Origin of the sequence: Prosthecobacter sp., assembly GCF_044227185.1 — a bacterium.
Taxonomy (GTDB): Bacteria; Verrucomicrobiota; Verrucomicrobiia; order Verrucomicrobiales; family Verrucomicrobiaceae; genus Prosthecobacter.
Genome location: NZ_JBGAFO010000001.1, coordinates 265,631 through 284,506, shown reverse-complemented (window position 1 = coordinate 284,506; position 18,876 = coordinate 265,631). Strand labels below are relative to the sequence as shown.

Below are 18,876 nucleotides of genomic sequence, written 5' to 3'. Positions count from 1 at the left end.
CGAGATCGGCATTCACTGCGAACAAGAGTTGCATTGTTGAGTATGCCTTCCAAAAAGTCCCAACGCGTTGCAGCCAGCAGCAGTTTGTGCAATGCCTTTGTGAGCATAGCCAGAGCTGACGACCCAAAGATTGTCCGCCGCGACTACAAGCTGGAAACACATCACCTCTGCGTTGGAGCCATAAATGAGCATTATCTGTTTCTTTCCCAAGACTGTAGATTGCTGCCGACGCATTTGAACATTGTTGCGCAGTTCACCAAAGGTCAGGCGCATCACATCTGCACGTGCTTGTTAGATGAGAACTTCGTCTTCGTTTCGCCAGATCGGACTGCATACCCTGAAGTCGGTTTCATGCTCCGTGCAACCGACTGGCAAGACATCCAACGGTCACTAAAAATTCGGGATAATCGACAAAAAAACGAGCATGGTATATTTAAAGAGCGTGTGCGGGCACTGTTGATCAGAGCGCCTGGAGGCACCAGACTTGCTGCGTTTGTCCCTGTCGTGGTAGATGGGGTCCATATAGCAAAGTGGACAAATTGTTTGTATCGCGTGGGCATTTGGCACCGAGGCGTTTGGGAAAAGTGCATTGAATCAGTGCCTGACACCATTCTGGAACCACAACAACTGGTTCCATTGAGCAGCTCGGAACCCATAGAGGTCATTAAGGGAGTGACATCCTTAAAACTTGATCCCAAGGAAAAGAGAATGCTGCTCATTAGCCATTTCTTCAACAATTGGAAGCGGACTGGTATGCAGTTGGAAAAGCAAGGGCTTGAGATTTCAAGGCTTCTAAATAGCAATTCGACATTGGAGAGGAACAATATGTACAATGAGGTCTGCGACGCATGTTGCTCTGATCCGCCTAATTCGCTCGCGCAAAAACGCTTCGACTCCCTCCGCGTAAAGGCGCAGCAATTCCTCGCTGAATATCCGAAAGCTGCTGATATGGCTGAGCAGGAATGGAATCCGTCAGGGACTGAGGTCAACGTCTTATTGTCCGTGCTATTTCCAGAGAGTTTTGGATATGAGATCGAGCATGCAATCGGCAGACCAATGTGGGATTGCGCTGAGCCGAAATACTCTTCAGTGGGATAGATCATGTCGAGAGGCTTTGCTCCTTCGGAGTTGAGCAGTCGAAAGATAGGGTGATGCTGAAGGTCAGCCGCATCAAAACTACCCTTTGTCAAATTGGAATGTCTGGAAGCACTGGTTCACACACCAGACAACGCCGTCCAAGCATGATGTTCCGGAGACGTTCTCAATGGCGTGACTATAACGCCTCCAACACACAAGGCCGGAAATCCTCTCCCAGGAGATCCGACCTCCAGCCTGCTCACCAAGGAGCAGTTGGCTCAATGCTTGAATCTGCCCTCTACACGGATGGTTGACGAACTGATGCGTAAGCGCCGCATCCCTTACATCAAGCTCGGGCACAAAACAGTGCGTTTTCGCCTGCCTGCAGTGATTGAAGCAATCAACCGTCTGGAGGTTCATGCCGTCAAATAGGGGAGACAAATTTCACCAGGTCGTCGCTGTCCGAAATGGTGAGTCAGCAAAAATAGACAGCACAAAAATAAACCCAACAAATACATATGGCACTTCAAACGCAACCTAAACCCATGACGCCGGATGAGCTCAAAGCCCTCATCCAGCAAGGGCAGGATTCATATCTTGCTCAGATCAATGTTCAGCGCACCGACCTCTATATGAGCTACCGGACATTCACAGGAATGAACGGCACGGACAATTACGAGAGTGCAATTGAATCCATCGTCAACCAGATCGGTGATGAGGGAGTGACAGCTGCAGAACTCAATGTTGTCTTCAGTGACAGCAAGCTGCTCGGAGAGGCTCGCGTGAAGCTGCACGAGGAGAAAAAAATCGAGTGCGCCAAAGATAAGACCACCTGGCGCCTGCGGCCGTTCGGTGCGGCTGCTCGCATCGCTGAAGTCAAAAAGTAACCCCCATAGGCCGCTCGTGAGGCACAATGCCAAAGCGAGCGGCAACTTCACTCAAGGCACCCGATCCTGACGGATAGCCAAACTGCAAAAGCAAGATCGGCCACCTCACACTGAATCGGTGTGGGGTGGCTTCTTTATATGGGGCGGACGCATTCGATATGCAAGGACTGGAGGTGGCAGGAGTGAGTTGGGTGTCGAGTATCAATGCCCATTCGTGGAGGGGAGTGATTACGTCAGAATTTGGTATTAAGGCTGCTGGCGTCGCCACGCCGATGGAGGTGGTTTCGGAGGGTAGGAGCGTGTAGGACGAAAGTCTGCGCCATTCAGAGGCACAGCGGGAACTGGGGCCTTGTGTGGCCGGGTAATAAATCAATGGGTTTCACGGCACTAGATTAATCGGACCACGGAAAAGAAACATCGGTCAGTCTATTAGATGGCACTGACTGGCGAAACCAAACTTATAACTTTTGTAACTTCAAGTTGACAAATGCAAATTGTATGCAATAATGAAGTTATCGATTATGAATCATGCGGCATTCGGAAAACTACTATCAGAATTGCGGGAGAAAGCTCGGCTCACAAACCGAGAGCTCGCAGTCATGGCAAAAGTTCCGCATTCGTTGATTGCAGGGCTACAGGGTGGCAGCAGAACAGTGGGGGAACATCAAGCTCGCAAGATCGGACTGGCCCTGGACCTTGAAGACCGTGCCCTGGATTCATTTATTCTCAACGCAATCGACACCTGCACAGATAAGGTTTTGGAAGAGTCGAAGGAATACCCTGCATCATTCCTTAACATGATAGCCAAACAACTGCGTCTGGCTGGCATCCTTCCCCAAGATCTGAAAACTTTTCAAATCAACCGTGACAAGGGTGACCATCTTCTGAAGATTTATCTTCTTGATGGTCGCATTGCACAACTATCCTCGACACTCACACTTAACTAAACCTCTTTTTTTGTCCTTAATGGTACCTCAACGCAATCCTAAAACTATGAATACCAACACTCAAACCGCAATAAAGGCATTGGCACAAGTCCCCGCTCATGTCTCAACCCAAGGGGCAACGTTAGAACTATGGAAACCAAAACAAATCGGCAAGAATGCGAAAGTAAAGAACAGTCAAAATTAACCGCTTCTTGTGAAAGCCCTGATAATGAATCCAGGGTTTCCACAAGCAGTGAGTCAACGAAATACGAGATAGATGCCAAGGAGCTGAAGGAAAGCGTTTCCTTCGCAAAGCTGCTTGGACGCAACGGAAAGAAAGTCATCGAAGCTGGAGGCCGGCTGAGATGCATGTGTCCTTTCCATAAGGACGACCAACATCTTTTCTATATATGGTCAAACGATAGCGGTGGCAGATGCTACGGCTGCGATTGGAAAGGTGATATTTATGCCTACCTGATGAAGAAGTGTGATGTCGGCTTTTACGACGCTGTGCTGACTTTGAATGAGCAGGCTCACAAGATTTTACGCGATAAGGAGGGCGCGCAATGAGCGTTATCAAGCCAAGCAAGCACCTTGGGCAGCCGGTTTCAATACCGGCTGATCCCGACTCCCCCAATAAGCTGCCGCCAATCATCAAAGCCTCTGAGTTGTTGGCTACTGAGATGCCACTCCCCAGGCCAGTGATTCATGGGGTGCTGAGTGCCGGATCAACGATGGTTTACGGTGGCGCGTCGAAAACAAATAAGACCTATGCGCTGATGGACATGGCAGTGAGTGTGGCAAGCGGCCAATCTTGGTGGGGGTTCAGAACTGAGATTGGAAAAGTTCTATTTATCGACCTGGAAATACAACGGGAACACTTCCGATCACGTTTGGAGGACATCAAAGAAGGCAAAGATTTATTGAAGAATAAGTTAGACCTTGAAAACCTGCATATATGGAATCTCCGAGGCAAAGCTGGGGACATCTCTGAGTTGATGCCGGAGCTGGAAATGAAATTAAAAGGAAAGGGATACAGCCTCATTATCATTGACCCCATCTACAAATTGTTGGGTTATCGTGATGAAAATTCAGCTGGTGATATTAACTCATTGATGAATGACCTGGACAAGCTGGCTGTGGTTACTGGGGCAGCCATAGTTGTTGGGCATCACTTCTCAAAAGGTGGGCAGGCAGGAAAAGAGTCCATGGACCGCATTTCTGGTTCGGGTGTATTTGCGCGTTCCCCTGATGCGATCATGATCATCACCAAGCATGAAACGGAAGGTGTTTTCACAGTTGATGTCACGTTGCGAAATCACAAGCCAATAGCGCCGTTTTGCGTGAGCTGGGAATATCCATTCATGACGCCAACAACGAAATACGATCCAAGAAAGCTGAAAGTGCCTGGCCAACGTGTCGAACAATTCACAACCGATATGCTTTTAGAAACTCTTGGTGATGAGGAATTAACCAACAGCGAATGGAAAGATAGGTGTATTGAAGATCACAAAATGAAGGAAAGGACGTTCTCGGTAAAAAAGAAAATTCTAGAAGACAGTGGGAAGGTGAAAAAGTTAGAAAATGGAAAATGGAAAGTCACACCTGAACCCAAGTCCATAGACGTTAAAGACATCAAGCCACCCCAGAGCAATCAGGACAAGGAAGTGCAGCAGCAAAAGCCCATTGCTGCACTCAATCAGTCAAAGGTATCCAATCCTGAAAAAGTAGTGCAGCAGCGGCAAAACACCTCTGCTGCATTCATCGAGGTGTAGGATGTAGTGCAGCAGCAACGGTTTTCTTAACCGTTGCTGCAGTAGTGCATACACCAAAAGAACAGAAACCAATAATTATGACGAACCAAGAACCAAATGTACTGCGAAATTGAATTCGGGAAGCACAGGGGGAGGTCGTATGAGTGGATCTTCTTCAACGATCCCTCATACGCCACGTGGCTGTATGAAAACAAAGTGATAAAAAGACGGCAGGATTTAGACCCATACGAGAAAGATTATTTCGAGGAGCTTTATGCTAGAGCCTCATGTTTGGCCGGCATATGTGAGGTCTGCAAAGCAAAGCCAATAACGAGGAAGGCTTTTTATTTTGATATGGGAAAGTGTATCAGCCATTTGTTTTGTGAGACGTGCAAGGTGCCAGGATTGAGCAGGGATTATTATTCAAATCCGTCTATGCTGGATTTCGGCCCTTGGACAACTCAATATCAGCCCAAGGTTTTTCGTTCCCTTGCCGATAAATACACAGATCAACAAAGAGATTATTCCCAAGAGGAGATGGAGGCCTTTTTTCGGTGTGATGCCAACTTCCGGAATTCGACACCCAATTTTTTCGAGGAGTGGGAGAAGGAGGTTGAGAAGCTATGACCCTCCCTCTTCCCATTCACCACTTTCAAGAACGAATTCTTTTAGCGCAGCAGGTTCTCAATGGAAACGTCACTCGGCCTCTGATCAATAAGCGCTCACTGCTGCTGCTCTCAAGACCAGTTCAGCAACTCAACAACGCCCTGATCATGGATTTCTTCGGGGTTTATTGGATCGTCACAACTCTGGGGAGTTTGGGGTTCTTTGCGGATCTCGATGAAGCAGTCCGGTTTATTGTTTCAGAACGCACACAGCCGAATGACCAACGCATCCACCTAGATTCATAATTTTTTAAAAGTGGTCCAGTGCCGGTAGAGAGTTATGGAATCGCTGCTTCAAATGATGAAGGGCTAGGATGTTAATGATCTCAATGCTGCTCAATAAAGGGCCTCGCTCCCTGGCTGTTCTGCTCCTCTCTCGCCCTGTTTCGTCTGTGATGCTGGGCGATGAAGAAGCGGTGGTCCTTGATTTTTACGGCCTTTTCTGGATCCTGGACGTCGATGGCTCAAGGACTGGCTTCTTTGACCGGGAAATGGATGCCGTGCGCTATTTGCAGTCCCAGATGTCAGTCACAGAGGAAGGAGGGCAGGGGAATGAATGACGCCGGCGAATTAATCATCACCGGCAGCTTCAACGGGCTCCTGTCTCGAATGGCTGGCCTCGATTACCTGGGGATACTTCAGCAAGGCCGGAAGATCCTCAAAAATGCAAAGAGGCAGAAAATTGAACCGACCATGAGGATGTCAGAGATGATTCAGCTGACGGGAATGAAGAAGGAGGATCTGGTGTTCTTCACTTCTTCATGCCGGCTGATTGAAGTGGTCGAAGGTGAAGATGATCCGGTCACTTCCTACCGGCATGTGCATTCTCTGATGAGGATCTTCTTTCGGTTTGTGTATGATGGAATGCTGGACTGCACAGATCGTGAAAGCGAATTTTTTGTATTCCTCCACAGGCCTCTTCCGTCAAATGGGATTGATCAGGTTGGAAGATAATGGGCCAATTGCTCGGTAATTGAGGACCTGATAGTACCTGTGGAGGAATACACTGGCCACAGAGATGAATATTCACAAGAGGAGATGTAGGCAATCTTTCGCAAAGACAGCTACTTTTAGGATGCCACGCCAAACTTCTTCAGCGATTTGGAAAAGCAGGTTGAGGCATCATGATCCAGCCCTCACCCATTCACCACTTCCTCGACCGCATTCTTCTGAGAAAGCACGAGTTCAATGGAAACTTCAAGCATCCCCGTATTGATCAATTGGCACTGCTTCTCCTTTCACAACCGATTCAACAGATCAACGACACACTGATCATGGATTTTCCCCGGGGTTTATTGGATCGTCACAACTCAGGGGTCTTTGGGTTTCTTTTCAACGATGAATGAAACTGTCAAATATGCCGGTGATCTGGAGTGACGAGTGAGATGTGTTTAAACGTGAATTCCTAAACTTTTAAAAATGATCTAGCGGTGGTAGGCAGTCAGGTGCAAGAATCTGCTTCGTCATTTGAAAACGCGATAATTAGCCAAAAATTTTCTTGTATATGCGATAGATAGCATTTGGCATATACCTCTGGTAAGCCTCTATTGAAGCAGCAATGTACTTTGTGAATAAACTGGAGTCAGCAAAGTAGTTTGGATAGGCTTCTGTGATACCGCCCAAAGCATCGGTCGAGACCAAAGCGACGACAAGTTCTTTGACTATTGCCGCTTGTTTCTCGGCTGCGAGGTAAGCTTCAACACCTGCTTGAAACTTATCTTCTGGAAAATGGCGAGATTGGATTTCATGTTTCTCTAGATTTATTTCCAGAAGAAAATATCCTTTGGTAGCCACTTTTGTGAAATGATCATCGGCAAGCTTAAGCGAAAAGGCCCGAGCGTTAAAATGCTCAAGAATTCCAAGGTTTTTACCCAGACTATACAAAGTGGCTGCATTTGTGGTAACAGCCTTGTGTCTGTCAGGAACCGATTTATCATTAAATTTGTGAATGATCTCTTCAACTAGAACCTCATTGGAAAGCTGATTGAATAAATGAATATCTTCTATTAATGCGATTTGCTCTCCGGCACATCGAAAGAAGGTGCTCCATTCTTTTGTGCCTCGACTCGCTTTAATGGCTTGCCCAGTAAACAAGTCTATTATTTCAACTGCAGTAGCCCAAGAGTGCTGTGCCGCTGTGCGCACTTGTAGTTCAATCGAACGAGGAGCGCCCTTGTTTTTCGAAAAGCTTCCTATCAAATGGATGCTTCTGTAGCCGTCAGCCTTGGGTTTGCTGATGTAGTCTTTGATCCTGAATTCTTTATGCTTCGTCAGTTCACGAACCACTTTCCGAACACGCTTCTCGCTTGATACAATGGCACGGCATCCTCCAATATCCTGCATGTTTTTGAGGCTCATCCCCTCAAACCTACATAGCTTGTTTATGATTGACGGTGTACGCTTGAGTCGTTTTGCAATCACCGCACGCTTATCATGTCTCTGAGAACACTGACTCAATAGTTCTACAGCCAAGTTCAACGGCTCTTCATGGCATGCCCGCCAATACGAAAGGGTGGCCATGGCATTTTCGAAAGCGCTAGGATCGGTTTCCGCGATGTCCGGTTTGGCAAGCACAGCGCCGGCTCGTGCAATATCCTTGCCAGAGTACACCGTTGAGTTTTTCATCAGCATGGGTGAAATTGCTAGCCCAGAAACTTAAAGAAGGCACATCACTTCTTCCCTTCAGCCTTCTTCTGAGCTGCCCAACGCCTTTTCTGTGCCTCCGCGATACGCTTTTTGCCCTCTTCAGACATCGTTCGCTGCTTTTTAGGGCGACCTGGACCTCTCTTTGCCGTGTCTGATGATTCACCCAGAATGGAGGCGAGTTCTGACTGTGCTTCTTCGAGTTTGATTGCGAGTTTGAGGGCCTGTTTGAGCTGAGAGACGGAGGGAAGGGGCATGAGTTTAAATATTGGGGGCTTTGCCGAGTATCAGGTCAAATGCTGGATCTTCAAGGCTCTTCATTCTGAGGTCTGGAATGATTCTGTGTGCCTCGCGAAGAGCCAAGATGCATGCTTCACGGTCGCCCAATCCCGCATGACACCTGGCCCTGATTAGATGGAATTGTCCGGTGTGTTGGCATTTGGGTTCCACGGACCTCAGCCATTTAATCGCTTCAGTAAACTCGCCGGCGTCATGCTTCAACTGGGCCACCTCAAGCATCAGGCTTACGTTGTCAGGATCACCAAAACACAGATTCTCGCCCAGGTATGACGCTTTGAGTGGCTGTCCCGATTTCACGAGAATGGTCATGTGAAGGATGATGACCTCTTTGGAGATCTTGGCTTGCGTTGGCAGAGCCTCCAAAATATTCAGTGCATCCTCGAAAAGGCCCAGATCAATGTAGCCTTCAGCGACTTCACATGCTTTGCGGAATTCTTCCAGGTTCATACTATTCGAATGGCTTAACCCGCAACCGGCAGAGTGAGGTGTTTATCCAATCCTTCCCCTTTGACCCAGCCAATCAGTCCAGTTTCGGTTCGGATCAAATACCACCCAGTGAGCCAGACCGGTTCACGGTAGCTTTTTTCGAGCACATCTGAGGAAAGTTGCTTCGATTCGGTCAACGGTAGCTCCCCTTGCCATATGAGGATGTCGACTTTGGACCCTTCCTTGGTTCTTGCGACTACAGCCTCAGAATTGCGCGTTTCAAGCAGTGGGAATGTGCGCACCACTTCTACATCTCTTGTGCCCACTCCATAAAACTCCTGTGGAACGAGCTTCAGACTGCCATCTGTGGCTATCGACCACTTCACCACGCGTGACCAAAAGCCAACCCAGGCATTCGTCAGGATTGTTGCGTTGCCAGGAATCTTAAGCTCGCCAGCTCCTTTAAAAGCAGCTAGTTGCTCTAAACGTCCTTCTCGAAACCCAATTATTGAGCTGCTTGATCCCAGGAAGCCAGACAAAATACCATCGATCAACAACCATTGCGTCTTGTTGCCTGGATATGGAGCAATCGCTTTGAGGGTCGGCCAGCCATCGTCTGAGTCCGACGAAAACATGCCCGCAACTGAGGTTTTCTGCCCTTCAGTGATCACCTCGAATGCTGTCATCTCCTCGCCCTGTTTGTTAAGAGATCGAACCAGCACATCCTCGTTTTTGCCATCACCGTTTAGATCCACTTTGACATGCTTTTCGGTAGCGCGTTTGGTTTCCGCTGTGACATGGACCGCCGAAACAAAAATCAAGGTGAGAAGAAGGCACTTCATGCAATAGTGTTATCAACAATGGGCCTGATGCAAGGAGTTGCTATAACTGATAGCCAGCATCTCTCACATGTTCGTCCCATCATGGTTGGATTTGAGTCGTCCCCATACAGGCTATTGTGTAGAACCTGCTGCGCCCATAGGTTGATTCCCGGCTCCTTGCTCTCGCTCGATCCAGCCCAGCTCTGTCTGCGCCTGTCTGTCCGCCCGAAATGATTTTGGTGAGGCTCATTTGGTTTCCACAACAAGATCCAACACCACAGGAAAATGATCGCTGCCGGGTGTGTTTGTCAGTGGTTTTGCAACTGGTCGGCCAAGGTCTCTGACATAAATGTGGTCAAAGCAGGCGTCTGGGTATGAGCCCTTTCTTGGAACCGTAATGCGTTGCTCAAGAGGCAGCCCTTCAAAGGTCCAGAAGAATCCAGCCTTTTCGATTTTAAGGAGAGTGGTGTCGGATGCCAATTTCACCTGATCCTTGGACGTGTTGAAATCCCCCGCTACAACCACGCCTTCACCGGGTTTGCAATATTCGTTGGTGTGCTCAATCAACTGTTCCATAGCATCCTCTCGTTTGGATGTATTCTCGACTGGATTGCCAAGGTTGCTTTTCAGATGCAGCCCGTAAACGTGCAGTGGCTTTCCAGAGATCAACAGCTTCGCATAGGCATACCCACGAGGAGCGTTAGCCCATCCTCTCTTCCATGACTCAGACCAAGCTGCATCGGCCTTAAAACGCGAAAGAATGGTAATCTGTTGTTCTCCCAATTTGTGCGTGAAACTGTCTGGAAATCGGCTGGTCACATGCACAGAAAAGCCAGGCATCAGCTTCGCCAGACGTTGTGCAGCCTCATCATTTCGGACCTCCTGTAAAATCACCACATCCGCATGAATCTTGGGCAGGACATCAGCCACCTCGTTGAAGTGCTTGTCCCGCTCTTCCTGTGATGCCGCTGGTTTCTTTCCTGGGAACCATTCAAGATTCCAGGTCACTACCCTCACCACATCTTGTCCAGAGGCTTGACAAAGAATGAGCAGCGAGAAGATTAACCACCACAGATTTTGCATGCGATTCCGTCTGTTGCTCCACAAGGCCGACCAGATCCAAAATATCGGCATCCTGAATTGTGGCGCTTTCCTGTGGAACTGATGGTGTAGCTCCCTCCTGGTGCTGCTCGGGTCGTTGGCGTTGGTGAGGAAGGAGTCAGAGAATTGGATCCGGAGGGGGTATAGCCAGGGGAGGGGGATGCTGCCACCTGCCGACGAAGTGCTTGGTTTTCCTGCTGAAGCTGAGACACTTTGGCCTCCAACTCAGCAACCTTTCTCAACAAGGCGTCCACATCGGGTTTTGTGACCTCTGAGACCGCTGCTTTGGATTCTGGAGTCAACTTCTCTAGGGGAATGCGGAAAACGCCAAGATCGCTGATGACGGTGATCTCGGAGCCGTTGTTTGAAGTTATCCTTCCCTTGAGCTTGGATCCGTCGAGGAGGTTGATCTCAGTGGGGACATCAGCGCCAAATAACGTCAGGGCTCCGAGAACCAGGCACACGTAAAGCAGAATGGATTTCATAGGGGCAGACGCAGGTCGAGTTCGAATCTATGGAATGAACCGGATGAATGCGAGCACAAAGGTTGTCCGAATTGTTAACTTAAGAAAATATAGTAATTAATACGTTCCAAAAAATTGACAAAGTGAGGATCTGGGGCAAAAAATACCACTATGATCCTTAAAGCCTTTATCAAACTTCCTCTCGCCTGTCTTGCCCAAGCTCTAATTGGTCGCGAGTGAAATACTACTAAAGGGACATGTGGCCTTAGTCGATGAGGCTAAGGCGACGTTTGATTTAGTTGCCTATAAAATTGCACTTCTTAATATAATCAGATAAATATCTGTTGGCACGCATATTCTACAGCTTCGATGTTATGAAAAAACCATTGGCCCATTTTTCGATCGTTATTTTCGCTATTGTTTGTCTGAAAGGAGTTGCTAATAGTGCAGATGAAGCAACTAAACGTTTCGAAAGCAATAATGAGTCATTAGCGCTTCGTGGCATCTGGATATGGAAGAATGGTGCTGGCGATATGGTATTGAGCGTTGGCGTGCGCAACATCTCCCAAAAAGCGATTAAAGCACTGCGCGCTAAGCTTAATAGTGTTAATGACTTTGGAGAAAAGGTTCAAATGAGTTCCATTGAATTCACCGGCCTTAGTAAGTATCTGAATCTAGAACGTAGTGAGGAAGAGTATCAACACCTAATGCAGCCGAATGAAACGATGTATTATACATTTAGAACGTTTACAAGTTTGCCTGCCGAAAGATTTTTTTGCGATGGATCACTGGCAGTGATTCAAACTGCTCAGATGCTTGCTAAAAAAATAGATATGGATAAAGCTGTAAAAGAAGCTGCTGCTTTAACTCTCGCAGAGGGCAATTTTATTCTTGAGGTCACTGATGTTGCCTTCGCGGAACCAACCGCATTAGAATTTCAGCCTCCAGTAGCGCCAACGACCAGTAATAGTAAAATTATTGAATCAAGCCGTCCTTCAATTATTCCTTTTCGACCGGCTGAGACAGGCTCTACTAAAATCGTAGTCGGTGAAAAATCTGCTGTTATTAGCGGAATTCCTTCAAATGACACACTCAACGTCCGTTCCGCTCCTTCAATGAATTCAAAAACTGTTCTCACACTTGCCAATGGTGTGAAGGTGCAAATCAGGGGGGATTCAGTATTAAACGGAGAGACTGAATGGGTTCCAATTACTATAGATTCTCAGCAAGGGTGGGTTCGCAGCAAATATCTCCAGCTTGAATCCAAATAATTGGGCTCTATTGCAATTTGAATGTCCACCGATTTGTTTGAGTTGAAGATCCTCCTGCTGCGTCTCACACCTTTAACGTTACTAAAAATCACTGCCCATGCACCTAAGCACCAAACGAAGAAAGGTCACTTTGAAGGGGGGCGTTCATATCTTGAGGAGGGAGCCAATGAATTGATTGATCTCTCTAAGCGCGCAAAGAACCAGGCAGAGATAAGAAAATACAGATTTCATGACTTTGCGTGCTTGGTGCAAAAGCACAGCACCCCTTGATTCTATGGCTTCAAGACCACATTTCCGCTGCCTGTGTAGGATTTGGAAGAAACACGATCCATCCGTGCGTCAACGGCAAAAGAACTGGCGGCCATGGTCAACCCGAAGTCCCGAGGCCATGCCGCCACGGCAATTGATGACTCAGGAGTTCGAATCATGACGACCGCAAATCATGGTTCCTGGATGCCATTGCGTGTTCAGCAGGTGGCGTATGCTGTTCTTCCCATGAATACATAACAACCTCCTCCACTGGCCTACAAACTGAAGGATGCGGCAACACTGCTCGGAGTTTCGCCCGTCTCAATGCACCGTGCCATTCAACGTGGACTGATTCGACCATCACGAGCGTTTCGCCATGTTCTCATTAGCGCGGATGAATTGAATCAGTTTCTAAAATCCACGTCGGCAATCAAGGAGGTCTGAGAAAGCTTCACGATTTTGTGCGTGCCTTGCTCACTCGGAACACCCGCAGTGAAAATCCCCGCCCATTCTCATATGGTTCCACTGTGGCGTCTACCTCAAGAACTGGATAGCGCACTGTGACGGCCCCGTAGCTCTTGTAGGTGTCAGCAAAAAGCTCGGTTTCAACAATCCCGGTTCGATCAGCCAAGCTCAGGAACTTCATCAATTCTCCGGTCGTCTGATGGTGAAGGCGCTGCTCAATCACCAGACCGCAGCAGACAACGCGTTTACCGACGAATTCATGAAGTCGCTCCACCGGGCAATACGTCTCCCATGCCACCTCTGGATACAGGTCCAACGGATGCCCTGAAATGGTGAAGCCGAACAAGTCATATTCCCATTCCAGTTTCTCCTTCAGCGTCGGTTCGTGTAGCTGATGTTGTAGGTGCTGAGCAACGTCTGGCGGTCGGAGGAGCCATTCTTGTCGATCTTCCTCACTCTTGGAGGCTAAAAGCGCACGAGACTGCCAATACTGGAGAGGACGGGAATCACCAAACACATCAAAGGCGCCGGCACGGATCATGTTCTCCACCTCATCAACGGCTGGACGAACTCTGTCACAGAAGTCACGCAGTGATGAAAAGCTTCTGTGCCTCACTTCTGCTTCAAGTCTTGCCAGAGTCTTCTCTGAGATGCCCTTGATGCTGCGAACGGGCACTTGAATACACGTTCCATCGGTTTCAAAGCAGGACGATGGATTATTGATGCAGGGAGCTTTAAAATGCAGCCCAAGCCGATAGCATTCCAGAGCGTAAACAAGGGGAGAATAAAAACCCTTCCCATGAGTCAGCACAGCAGCCATGAACTCGGCTGGATGGTAGCGTTTGAGCCATGCTGCTTGATACGCCTCCACTCCATACGCTGTGCTGTGTGCCCGACAGAAGGCATAGCCGTTGAATCCTGATACCAGCTCCCAAACCTCGTCGATCTTGGCTTTGGTGTGTCCTCGTGCTCTGGAACAGGCAATGAACTCCAGCTTCAGCTCCGCGATGAGTTTTGCTTTTTGCTTGTTCAATGCCCGCCTGAGAACATCACCACGTCCCGGAGGCATACCCGCAAAAGCTTCACATATTTGCAGAATGTGCTCCTCGTAAACGACAAGGCCGAACGTGCTCTTCAGGCAACTCTCCAAAGAAGGATCAGGATAATAAACCGGTTCCAATCCTTGATAACGCCGGGTGAATTTCAGCTTTTTGGACTCGTTTGCTGCACCTGGACGGATCACACTCACAATGGCAACCAGTCCGTCAATCTCTCGGACGTTGGTCATTTTGCAGAGAGAGATCATGGCCGGTGATTCAATGTGATGAACAGCTCTGGCTCCTCCACTGGCTATCATCTCCCACACTTCCGGATCTTCCCATGGCTCGAAGGCCTCAATATCCACAGGCACTCCTTTTTTCTCAATGGCTTTTACGGTATCTCTCATCACTGCCAGCCCTCCTTGAGCGAGGATGTCCATTTTGATCAGTCCAATCGCTTCGACGGCATCCATATCCATGTGCGTCGTCGGATAGCCTTTGGCGCTGATAAACGTGGGAGTCAGTGAATGAATGGCGTCCCGTGAAATGACCACGCCACAAGGATGCATCTTTCGATAGCGGGGAAAGCCATCAAGGAATCCAGCCATTTCCAGTGCCGTCTTGTAGGGTTCCTCATCCCATTCATGATCCTGGCATTCTTGGCTGTCTTTGACCGCATCGCTGAGTCTTGCAGCACTGGTATGAGGTACTCGCTCCGTAAATCGCCGTATTTGGTGCTCAGACACGCCTAGAACCTTGGCGATGTCAGCCAGTGCGGAACGGCCTTGGAACGTGTTAAAGCCACCCACAATGGCCGCATGCTGGTTTCCATATCGACGAAAGATCAGGTCCACGACGTCATCCTTTCTGTCGTGAGGGAAGTCGATGTCGATGTCTGGCAATTTGTTCATCGCCATTCGCTCCCGGTTCAAGAATCTCCGGAAATAAAGGTCAAAGCGGATGGGGCAAACACCACTGATGCCAAGGCTGTAGCAGACCAGAGAATCCGCGGCACTGCCTCGGGTGATCCATTCGATGCCTTGTGTCTTGCAATCTTGTAGCAGCTCCCAGACGGCCAGGAAATATTCTTCATAGCCAACCTCTGCGATAATGCCCAGTTCCTCTTCCAATTGGGCCTTATGCAGTTGAGCCTTATCCCCGTAGCGCCTTTCCAATCCCTTCACAGCAAGACGATAAAGCATCTCATTGGGTGTGCTTCCGTCTGCAGGTGTGAATCTCGGAAATCTTAGCGTCTCGAAATCAAAGCTGAAATCGCACTGCTCCGCCAGGTCGTTCGAAGCTCTGATTTGCTCTGCTGTGAATGAACCAAGCTGAGCATGGGCTGACTGCAGAGAATAATCCCCACGCCTCTTCTCGGGATGCTTCTGATTGAGCCGGGTGAGAGTGCGGATGCTTTGAACGATGCCGTGTTTTCTTCGATCCTGTGAAGTTCTGTAGCGGATTTCTGGCAAAGCATGCGTTGAGGGATCGGCAAACAACAGGCCTTCGCAATTTGCCTGTATCTCCTTCTCCCTCAGGGTCTCAACGCTCAACAGATGGCACAGGTTTTGGTAGCCCGTCGCATTCGCCACATAAACCAGCCGAGACCCCTCCACAGCTTTCAGTTCAGCGCCCACAATGGCTTTGATCCCTGCTTCCTTCGCTGCCTGAAAGAACGGAACAACTCCATGCAGGTTTGGATCTGTGATGGCCACTGAACGGAAACCGGCTTCTTTCGCCAAGGCAACCACCTCTTCAGGTGAGAGCAGAGAATCCAGAAAGCTGAACTGGGATTTGAAGTTGAGGCCAGCCAACAGCTTTATGGTCGATGCTGGCTTGGTGAACGCTGGAAAGATCGTTTTGGAACGCCGGATGGAATGAGACACCAGCTCATTGCCTCTCATGATCTGATGGTCCCTCCTGAGCTGGTCGAACACGGGAGCCAGCTTTTGCATTTTCAGCCGCTTCATAGAATCGGCTTCAAGAGGCAGTTCACTACGAAAGACAGAGCCGTAGATGTGACTGAGCTTTAAACCAATGAGGCGGACACTCACACGACGATCCCAGGCCTTTTTGAGCAGTCCCGAAAACAAAGGGAAAATGTCCTCAGCTAGGTCTGAGGGTTCTTCTAGGCTCGTGCTCCTCGTCACGTCCTGCATGTCGTTATAACGGAGCTTGAGTGTGATGGTGCGGAAGCTGCATCTGTCCTCCCGCACCTTGGCCGTTAGATTGTCCGCCATCTTGTAAAGCTGGGCGATCAAGACGGCTTCCTCGGTCACATCAGTCTCAAAGGTGTGCTGTTCGCCGTAGGACTTCGCCGGCTGTTTCTCCACCACTAAAGGACGCTGGTCAATGCCGTGTGCGAATTCACGAAGCTGATGCCCATAGCCGCCAACCAGAAGAGCAAGCATTTCCACGGGTGTTTCAGCCACCTCACGGATCAAAGCCAGGCCTGCAGATTTTAACGTCCCTGAGAGCTTGGGTCCGACATTGGGGAGCCACTGATTGGGAAGGGGAGCCAGAAATTCACGCTCATGCCCTCGTGGAACTTCAATCAGGCTCGCTGGCTTCTTGAGCTTCGACGCGACCTGAGAGACGAGCTTGTTGCTGCCTATGCCTTCTGAAACGGTGATCTTCAGTCGCTGGGCTATGGCCTTCCGGATGGTTTGAGCCACTGCTTCGGGCGTCCCTTTGCGCAATCCCTTCAGGTCAAAATAGCCTTCGTCGATGGATGTGATTTCAACCTCTGGCGTAAAGTCAAAGGCGTAGCTGAACATGAACCGGCTGAATCGCTCGTATTTTTCGAAGTCCCCAGGTAGCACAATCAGCTTGGGACACAGCTTCCTTGCCCTTGCTGTAGGCATAGGCGTATAGATCCCCAGCTTCCTTGCCTCGTAGCTGGCTGACGCAATGATGCCTCTTTTCTCCCCACCGACAGCAATGGGCCTGCCTCTCAGCTTTGGATCTGCTGCTTGTTCGACAGATGCGAAATACGCGTCAGCATCGAGGTGAACGATCATGTGACCTGTCGAAACAAGGCCACCATCACCCCTTGAATCACCAGCTCTTGAGCCGGAATCAGGGCAGGGAAGGCCGGGTTTTCTGCTTTGAGGAAGGGCTTGCCACGTTGAACGACATAGCGTTTAAGCGTGGAATCTCCGTCAATAAGAGCCGCAACGATGTCTCGGTTCTTGACCTGACGTTCGAAGTCCAGAATGACCACATCACCGTCATGGATGCCGGCATTGATCATGGAATCACCTCGCACCTTTAGTGCGAATGTCCGCATGCTCTTGGGGATACGCAGGCTTTCCATGTCGAAGTCATCCAGTCGGTCTATGCGTGGGGATTCAGCGACCGGAAGCCCTGCCTGAATGCCTCCAAGGAACAGGATCTGCTCCAGGTATTGGGCGAGCTTTGCTAGGGCGTTCATGTTGTAATGTGTTCAAAAGAACATTATCCAACCAGTTCCCTCTGCAACTGAAAAATCATGACCAACGAGACCATAGGCCGTAATCAGCACACATTCACTTCTACCGCCTTGGACCCGCTGTCTGCCTTCTGAGTCTTGGAAGCATATTTGACCAACCGCTCCACCTCCTCTTTCCAATATTCCTGCTCTGAGGCGGAAACGCCCAGGTGAATCTCATGGATCTTCGTCAGCAGTGACTCAAAACGACCTTCAGCATAAGCGGCGAGCATTCCAAAGGCCTCAGCTGCGTTCGGGAGTGCTATGGAAAGGCTAAGCGGCAGAGCTGGCTCAAACAGGCCGTGTGGATAATCAGTGAGTGCAACGGAAGGGGAGGACAAACGAAACAGGCACCTGATTAATGAGCTCAAGAGGTACCTAAACGCTGGTGGAAGAGGGCCTATGCCGCTTTCCTCACGAATCAACTCAAGATTCAGCCTGTCAGACACGACTTCGATTTTCAGCCACCATGGATCACCCTTCCACACGCCAGCACGATTAAACGGTGGTCGATGTTCCAAAAGCAGCACACGCTCAAGCTCAATGGCTTCGGCGGCTGTGGCACATTCTCTCCATTCAATTTTGAAGACTCGATGGACCAGTTGCAAAGTTCGCTTGGGATTTTTCTCGGGAGTCACGTGCCGATAGCTACCAATCCGTGCTTTCAGGTCCAAAGACTGACCGATGTAAAGCAGCGCACCATCCGCCCCGTAAAAGAAATAGACGCCAGGGACCGAAGGCAGAGAACGGAAAAAATCAGCCCCGAGGCGAGAGGATAGGGGATTCTCGATCTGGAAGAGTCTGAGCTGTTGAGGAGAGCCCATCAGTCAAACTTGGCCTCTGAGAACTTGTTGCTGGTGGTGCATCGGGCGTAGATCTGCCCAAACCAGCCCGGATATTTCCATGAAGAGGTGCCAATAAACACGGATTCCTGGGCCAGCGGTTGGAGTCGTTCGCGAAGCGGTTTTTGTGTTGGCTCGAACATGATCGAATTTCACATCGGAATGAAAACGCGCAACGGACGCAATGGCCCTCGTGTCGCCAATTTTCGTCATCGATACGGCGATGACCTTGCTTCGCCCAGGATTGGTCCAAGAGGTGACTATAATGTAAACTCTTCCATATCTGACCCATCCGATTCATTTCAAAAATAGCGTGAAAAAAATCGGCAGGAGGTGAGGTTGATCGTAAGCGTCACGGCTAGCACCCTATGAACTTGCTGGCGTCATAGAGATCAAAGCTCACAAGCTATGAGCTCTATGAAGAAAGGTGCAATAGTATTGAAGAACGACGAAGTTGTGAAACCACATGGTGGAAG

The 18,876-nt window shown here is 49.2% G+C and carries 23 protein-coding genes; 14 read left to right on the top strand and 9 right to left on the bottom strand.

What is annotated here, in order from left to right; genetic code table 11:
• Positions 1-42: 42 nt before the first annotated feature.
• The 11 genes from ACILSQ_RS01130 to ACILSQ_RS01080 all read left to right on the top strand — a co-directional run bounded on the left by ACILSQ_RS01130 (position 43) and on the right by ACILSQ_RS01080 (position 6,655).
• A complete protein-coding gene (locus ACILSQ_RS01130; protein WP_395741726.1) occupies positions 43-1,098 on the top strand; it encodes a hypothetical protein in 1,056 nt (351 codons plus the stop codon).
• Positions 1,099-1,383: 285 nt separating this feature from the next.
• Positions 1,384-1,509: a hypothetical protein gene (locus ACILSQ_RS01125; RefSeq protein WP_395741725.1), complete on the top strand. Its 126-nt coding sequence runs from the start codon at positions 1,384-1,386 to the stop codon at positions 1,507-1,509.
• 86 nt (positions 1,510-1,595) lie between these two features.
• The gene (locus tag ACILSQ_RS01120; RefSeq protein ID WP_395741724.1) at positions 1,596-1,964 is read left to right on the top strand and encodes a hypothetical protein; all 369 of its coding nucleotides are present in this window, start codon (positions 1,596-1,598) and stop codon (positions 1,962-1,964) included.
• 599 nt (positions 1,965-2,563) lie between these two features.
• Positions 2,564-2,911, top strand: a complete 348-nt coding sequence (locus ACILSQ_RS01115; RefSeq protein WP_395741723.1) for a hypothetical protein — start codon at positions 2,564-2,566, stop codon at positions 2,909-2,911.
• A 129-nt stretch (positions 2,912-3,040) separates the two neighbouring features.
• A complete protein-coding gene (locus ACILSQ_RS01110) occupies positions 3,041-3,460 on the top strand; it encodes a CHC2 zinc finger domain-containing protein (RefSeq protein ID WP_395741722.1) in 420 nt (139 codons plus the stop codon).
• The gene (locus ACILSQ_RS01105; RefSeq protein WP_395741721.1) at positions 3,457-4,665 is read left to right on the top strand and encodes an AAA family ATPase; all 1,209 of its coding nucleotides are present in this window, start codon (positions 3,457-3,459) and stop codon (positions 4,663-4,665) included. Before ACILSQ_RS01110 ends, ACILSQ_RS01105 begins: the two co-directional genes overlap by 4 nt.
• 96 nt (positions 4,666-4,761) lie before the next feature.
• Positions 4,762-5,271: a hypothetical protein gene (locus ACILSQ_RS01100; protein WP_395741720.1), complete on the top strand. Its 510-nt coding sequence runs from the start codon at positions 4,762-4,764 to the stop codon at positions 5,269-5,271.
• Complete coding sequence (locus tag ACILSQ_RS01095; RefSeq protein ID WP_395741719.1) at positions 5,268-5,555, top strand: hypothetical protein; 288 nt, start codon at positions 5,268-5,270, stop codon at positions 5,553-5,555. Before ACILSQ_RS01100 ends, ACILSQ_RS01095 begins: the two co-directional genes overlap by 4 nt.
• 68 nt (positions 5,556-5,623) lie before the next feature.
• Entirely contained in the window at positions 5,624-5,869 is a 246-nt protein-coding gene (locus ACILSQ_RS01090; RefSeq protein WP_395741718.1) for a hypothetical protein, read from the top strand.
• Complete coding sequence (locus ACILSQ_RS01085; protein WP_395741717.1) at positions 5,862-6,263, top strand: hypothetical protein; 402 nt, start codon at positions 5,862-5,864, stop codon at positions 6,261-6,263. The genes ACILSQ_RS01090 and ACILSQ_RS01085 overlap by 8 nt, the downstream gene beginning before the upstream one ends.
• Before the next feature lie 170 nt (positions 6,264-6,433).
• On the top strand, positions 6,434-6,655 hold the full coding sequence (locus tag ACILSQ_RS01080; protein WP_395741716.1) for a hypothetical protein: 222 nt from the start codon (positions 6,434-6,436) through the stop codon (positions 6,653-6,655).
• 136 nt (positions 6,656-6,791) lie between these two features.
• Here the strand turns inward: ACILSQ_RS01080 and ACILSQ_RS01075 are convergent, their stop codons facing one another.
• The 6 genes from ACILSQ_RS01075 to ACILSQ_RS01050 form a co-directional block, all read right to left on the bottom strand.
• Entirely contained in the window at positions 6,792-7,940 is a 1,149-nt protein-coding gene (locus ACILSQ_RS01075; protein WP_395741715.1) for a RelA/SpoT domain-containing protein, read from the bottom strand.
• A gap of 38 nt (positions 7,941-7,978) precedes the next feature.
• The gene (locus ACILSQ_RS01070) at positions 7,979-8,209 is read right to left on the bottom strand and encodes a hypothetical protein (RefSeq protein ID WP_395741714.1); all 231 of its coding nucleotides are present in this window, start codon (positions 8,207-8,209) and stop codon (positions 7,979-7,981) included.
• A gap of 4 nt (positions 8,210-8,213) precedes the next feature.
• A complete protein-coding gene (locus tag ACILSQ_RS01065) occupies positions 8,214-8,699 on the bottom strand; it encodes a tetratricopeptide repeat protein (protein WP_395741713.1) in 486 nt (161 codons plus the stop codon).
• 14 nt (positions 8,700-8,713) lie between these two features.
• Positions 8,714-9,520 (bottom strand): hypothetical protein, encoded by an 807-nt coding sequence (locus ACILSQ_RS01060; protein WP_395741712.1) that lies wholly within the window; start codon positions 9,518-9,520, stop codon positions 8,714-8,716.
• Between the two features lie 225 nt (positions 9,521-9,745).
• A complete protein-coding gene (locus ACILSQ_RS01055) occupies positions 9,746-10,582 on the bottom strand; it encodes an endonuclease/exonuclease/phosphatase family protein (protein WP_395741711.1) in 837 nt (278 codons plus the stop codon).
• Positions 10,561-11,085, bottom strand: coding sequence for a hypothetical protein (locus ACILSQ_RS01050; RefSeq protein WP_395741710.1), 525 nt, complete (start codon positions 11,083-11,085; stop codon positions 10,561-10,563). Before ACILSQ_RS01050 ends, ACILSQ_RS01055 begins: the two co-directional genes overlap by 22 nt.
• 353 nt (positions 11,086-11,438) lie before the next feature.
• Here ACILSQ_RS01050 and ACILSQ_RS01045 point away from each other — a divergent pair, with 353 nt between their 5' ends.
• The 3 genes from ACILSQ_RS01045 to ACILSQ_RS01035 all read left to right on the top strand — a co-directional run bounded on the left by ACILSQ_RS01045 (position 11,439) and on the right by ACILSQ_RS01035 (position 13,028).
• Positions 11,439-12,335 carry an SH3 domain-containing protein gene (locus ACILSQ_RS01045; RefSeq protein WP_395741709.1) on the top strand — a complete coding sequence of 299 codons (897 nt, stop codon included), beginning with the start codon at positions 11,439-11,441 and terminating at the stop codon, positions 12,333-12,335.
• Between the two features lie 21 nt (positions 12,336-12,356).
• The gene (locus ACILSQ_RS01040; protein WP_395741708.1) at positions 12,357-12,605 is read left to right on the top strand and encodes a hypothetical protein; all 249 of its coding nucleotides are present in this window, start codon (positions 12,357-12,359) and stop codon (positions 12,603-12,605) included.
• A gap of 249 nt (positions 12,606-12,854) precedes the next feature.
• A complete protein-coding gene (locus ACILSQ_RS01035) occupies positions 12,855-13,028 on the top strand; it encodes a helix-turn-helix domain-containing protein (protein ID WP_395742380.1) in 174 nt (57 codons plus the stop codon).
• A gap of 7 nt (positions 13,029-13,035) precedes the next feature.
• Here the strand turns inward: ACILSQ_RS01035 and dnaE are convergent, their stop codons facing one another.
• The 3 genes from dnaE to ACILSQ_RS01020 form a co-directional block, all read right to left on the bottom strand.
• Positions 13,036-17,109, bottom strand: a complete 4,074-nt coding sequence (dnaE, locus tag ACILSQ_RS01030; protein WP_395741707.1) for a DNA polymerase III subunit alpha — start codon at positions 17,107-17,109, stop codon at positions 13,036-13,038.
• Positions 17,106-17,522: a LexA family protein gene (locus ACILSQ_RS01025; protein WP_395741706.1), complete on the bottom strand. Its 417-nt coding sequence runs from the start codon at positions 17,520-17,522 to the stop codon at positions 17,106-17,108. The genes dnaE and ACILSQ_RS01025 overlap by 4 nt, the downstream gene beginning before the upstream one ends.
• An 83-nt stretch (positions 17,523-17,605) precedes the next feature.
• Positions 17,606-18,382 carry a nucleotide excision repair endonuclease gene (locus tag ACILSQ_RS01020; protein WP_395741705.1) on the bottom strand — a complete coding sequence of 259 codons (777 nt, stop codon included), beginning with the start codon at positions 18,380-18,382 and terminating at the stop codon, positions 17,606-17,608.
• Positions 18,383-18,876 lie beyond the last annotated feature (494 nt).

What these genes read in the sequence shown, in the direction of transcription:
- ACILSQ_RS01130 (WP_395741726.1), top strand. Translation starts at nt 43, where the DNA reads ATGCCTTCCAAAAAGTCCCAACGCGTTGCAGCCAGCAGCAGTTTGTGC.
- ACILSQ_RS01125 (WP_395741725.1), top strand. Translation starts at nt 1,384, where the DNA reads ATGGTTGACGAACTGATGCGTAAGCGCCGCATCCCTTACATCAAGCTC.
- ACILSQ_RS01120 (WP_395741724.1), top strand. Translation starts at nt 1,596, where the DNA reads ATGGCACTTCAAACGCAACCTAAACCCATGACGCCGGATGAGCTCAAA.
- ACILSQ_RS01115 (WP_395741723.1), top strand. Translation starts at nt 2,564, where the DNA reads ATGGCAAAAGTTCCGCATTCGTTGATTGCAGGGCTACAGGGTGGCAGC.
- ACILSQ_RS01110 (WP_395741722.1), top strand. Translation starts at nt 3,041, where the DNA reads ATGGAAACCAAAACAAATCGGCAAGAATGCGAAAGTAAAGAACAGTCA.
- ACILSQ_RS01105 (WP_395741721.1), top strand. Translation starts at nt 3,457, where the DNA reads ATGAGCGTTATCAAGCCAAGCAAGCACCTTGGGCAGCCGGTTTCAATA.
- ACILSQ_RS01100 (WP_395741720.1), top strand. Translation starts at nt 4,762, where the DNA reads ATGTACTGCGAAATTGAATTCGGGAAGCACAGGGGGAGGTCGTATGAG.
- ACILSQ_RS01095 (WP_395741719.1), top strand. Translation starts at nt 5,268, where the DNA reads ATGACCCTCCCTCTTCCCATTCACCACTTTCAAGAACGAATTCTTTTA.
- ACILSQ_RS01090 (WP_395741718.1), top strand. Translation starts at nt 5,624, where the DNA reads ATGTTAATGATCTCAATGCTGCTCAATAAAGGGCCTCGCTCCCTGGCT.
- ACILSQ_RS01085 (WP_395741717.1), top strand. Translation starts at nt 5,862, where the DNA reads ATGAATGACGCCGGCGAATTAATCATCACCGGCAGCTTCAACGGGCTC.
- ACILSQ_RS01080 (WP_395741716.1), top strand. Translation starts at nt 6,434, where the DNA reads ATGATCCAGCCCTCACCCATTCACCACTTCCTCGACCGCATTCTTCTG.
- ACILSQ_RS01075 (WP_395741715.1), bottom strand. Translation starts at nt 7,940, where the DNA reads ATGCTGATGAAAAACTCAACGGTGTACTCTGGCAAGGATATTGCACGA.
- ACILSQ_RS01070 (WP_395741714.1), bottom strand. Translation starts at nt 8,209, where the DNA reads ATGCCCCTTCCCTCCGTCTCTCAGCTCAAACAGGCCCTCAAACTCGCA.
- ACILSQ_RS01065 (WP_395741713.1), bottom strand. Translation starts at nt 8,699, where the DNA reads ATGAACCTGGAAGAATTCCGCAAAGCATGTGAAGTCGCTGAAGGCTAC.
- ACILSQ_RS01060 (WP_395741712.1), bottom strand. Translation starts at nt 9,520, where the DNA reads ATGAAGTGCCTTCTTCTCACCTTGATTTTTGTTTCGGCGGTCCATGTC.
- ACILSQ_RS01055 (WP_395741711.1), bottom strand. Translation starts at nt 10,582, where the DNA reads ATGCAAAATCTGTGGTGGTTAATCTTCTCGCTGCTCATTCTTTGTCAA.
- ACILSQ_RS01050 (WP_395741710.1), bottom strand. Translation starts at nt 11,085, where the DNA reads ATGAAATCCATTCTGCTTTACGTGTGCCTGGTTCTCGGAGCCCTGACG.
- ACILSQ_RS01045 (WP_395741709.1), top strand. Translation starts at nt 11,439, where the DNA reads ATGAAAAAACCATTGGCCCATTTTTCGATCGTTATTTTCGCTATTGTT.
- ACILSQ_RS01040 (WP_395741708.1), top strand. Translation starts at nt 12,357, where the DNA reads ATGTCCACCGATTTGTTTGAGTTGAAGATCCTCCTGCTGCGTCTCACA.
- dnaE (WP_395741707.1), bottom strand. Translation starts at nt 17,109, where the DNA reads ATGATCGTTCACCTCGATGCTGACGCGTATTTCGCATCTGTCGAACAA.
- ACILSQ_RS01025 (WP_395741706.1), bottom strand. Translation starts at nt 17,522, where the DNA reads ATGAACGCCCTAGCAAAGCTCGCCCAATACCTGGAGCAGATCCTGTTC.
- ACILSQ_RS01020 (WP_395741705.1), bottom strand. Translation starts at nt 18,382, where the DNA reads ATGGGCTCTCCTCAACAGCTCAGACTCTTCCAGATCGAGAATCCCCTA.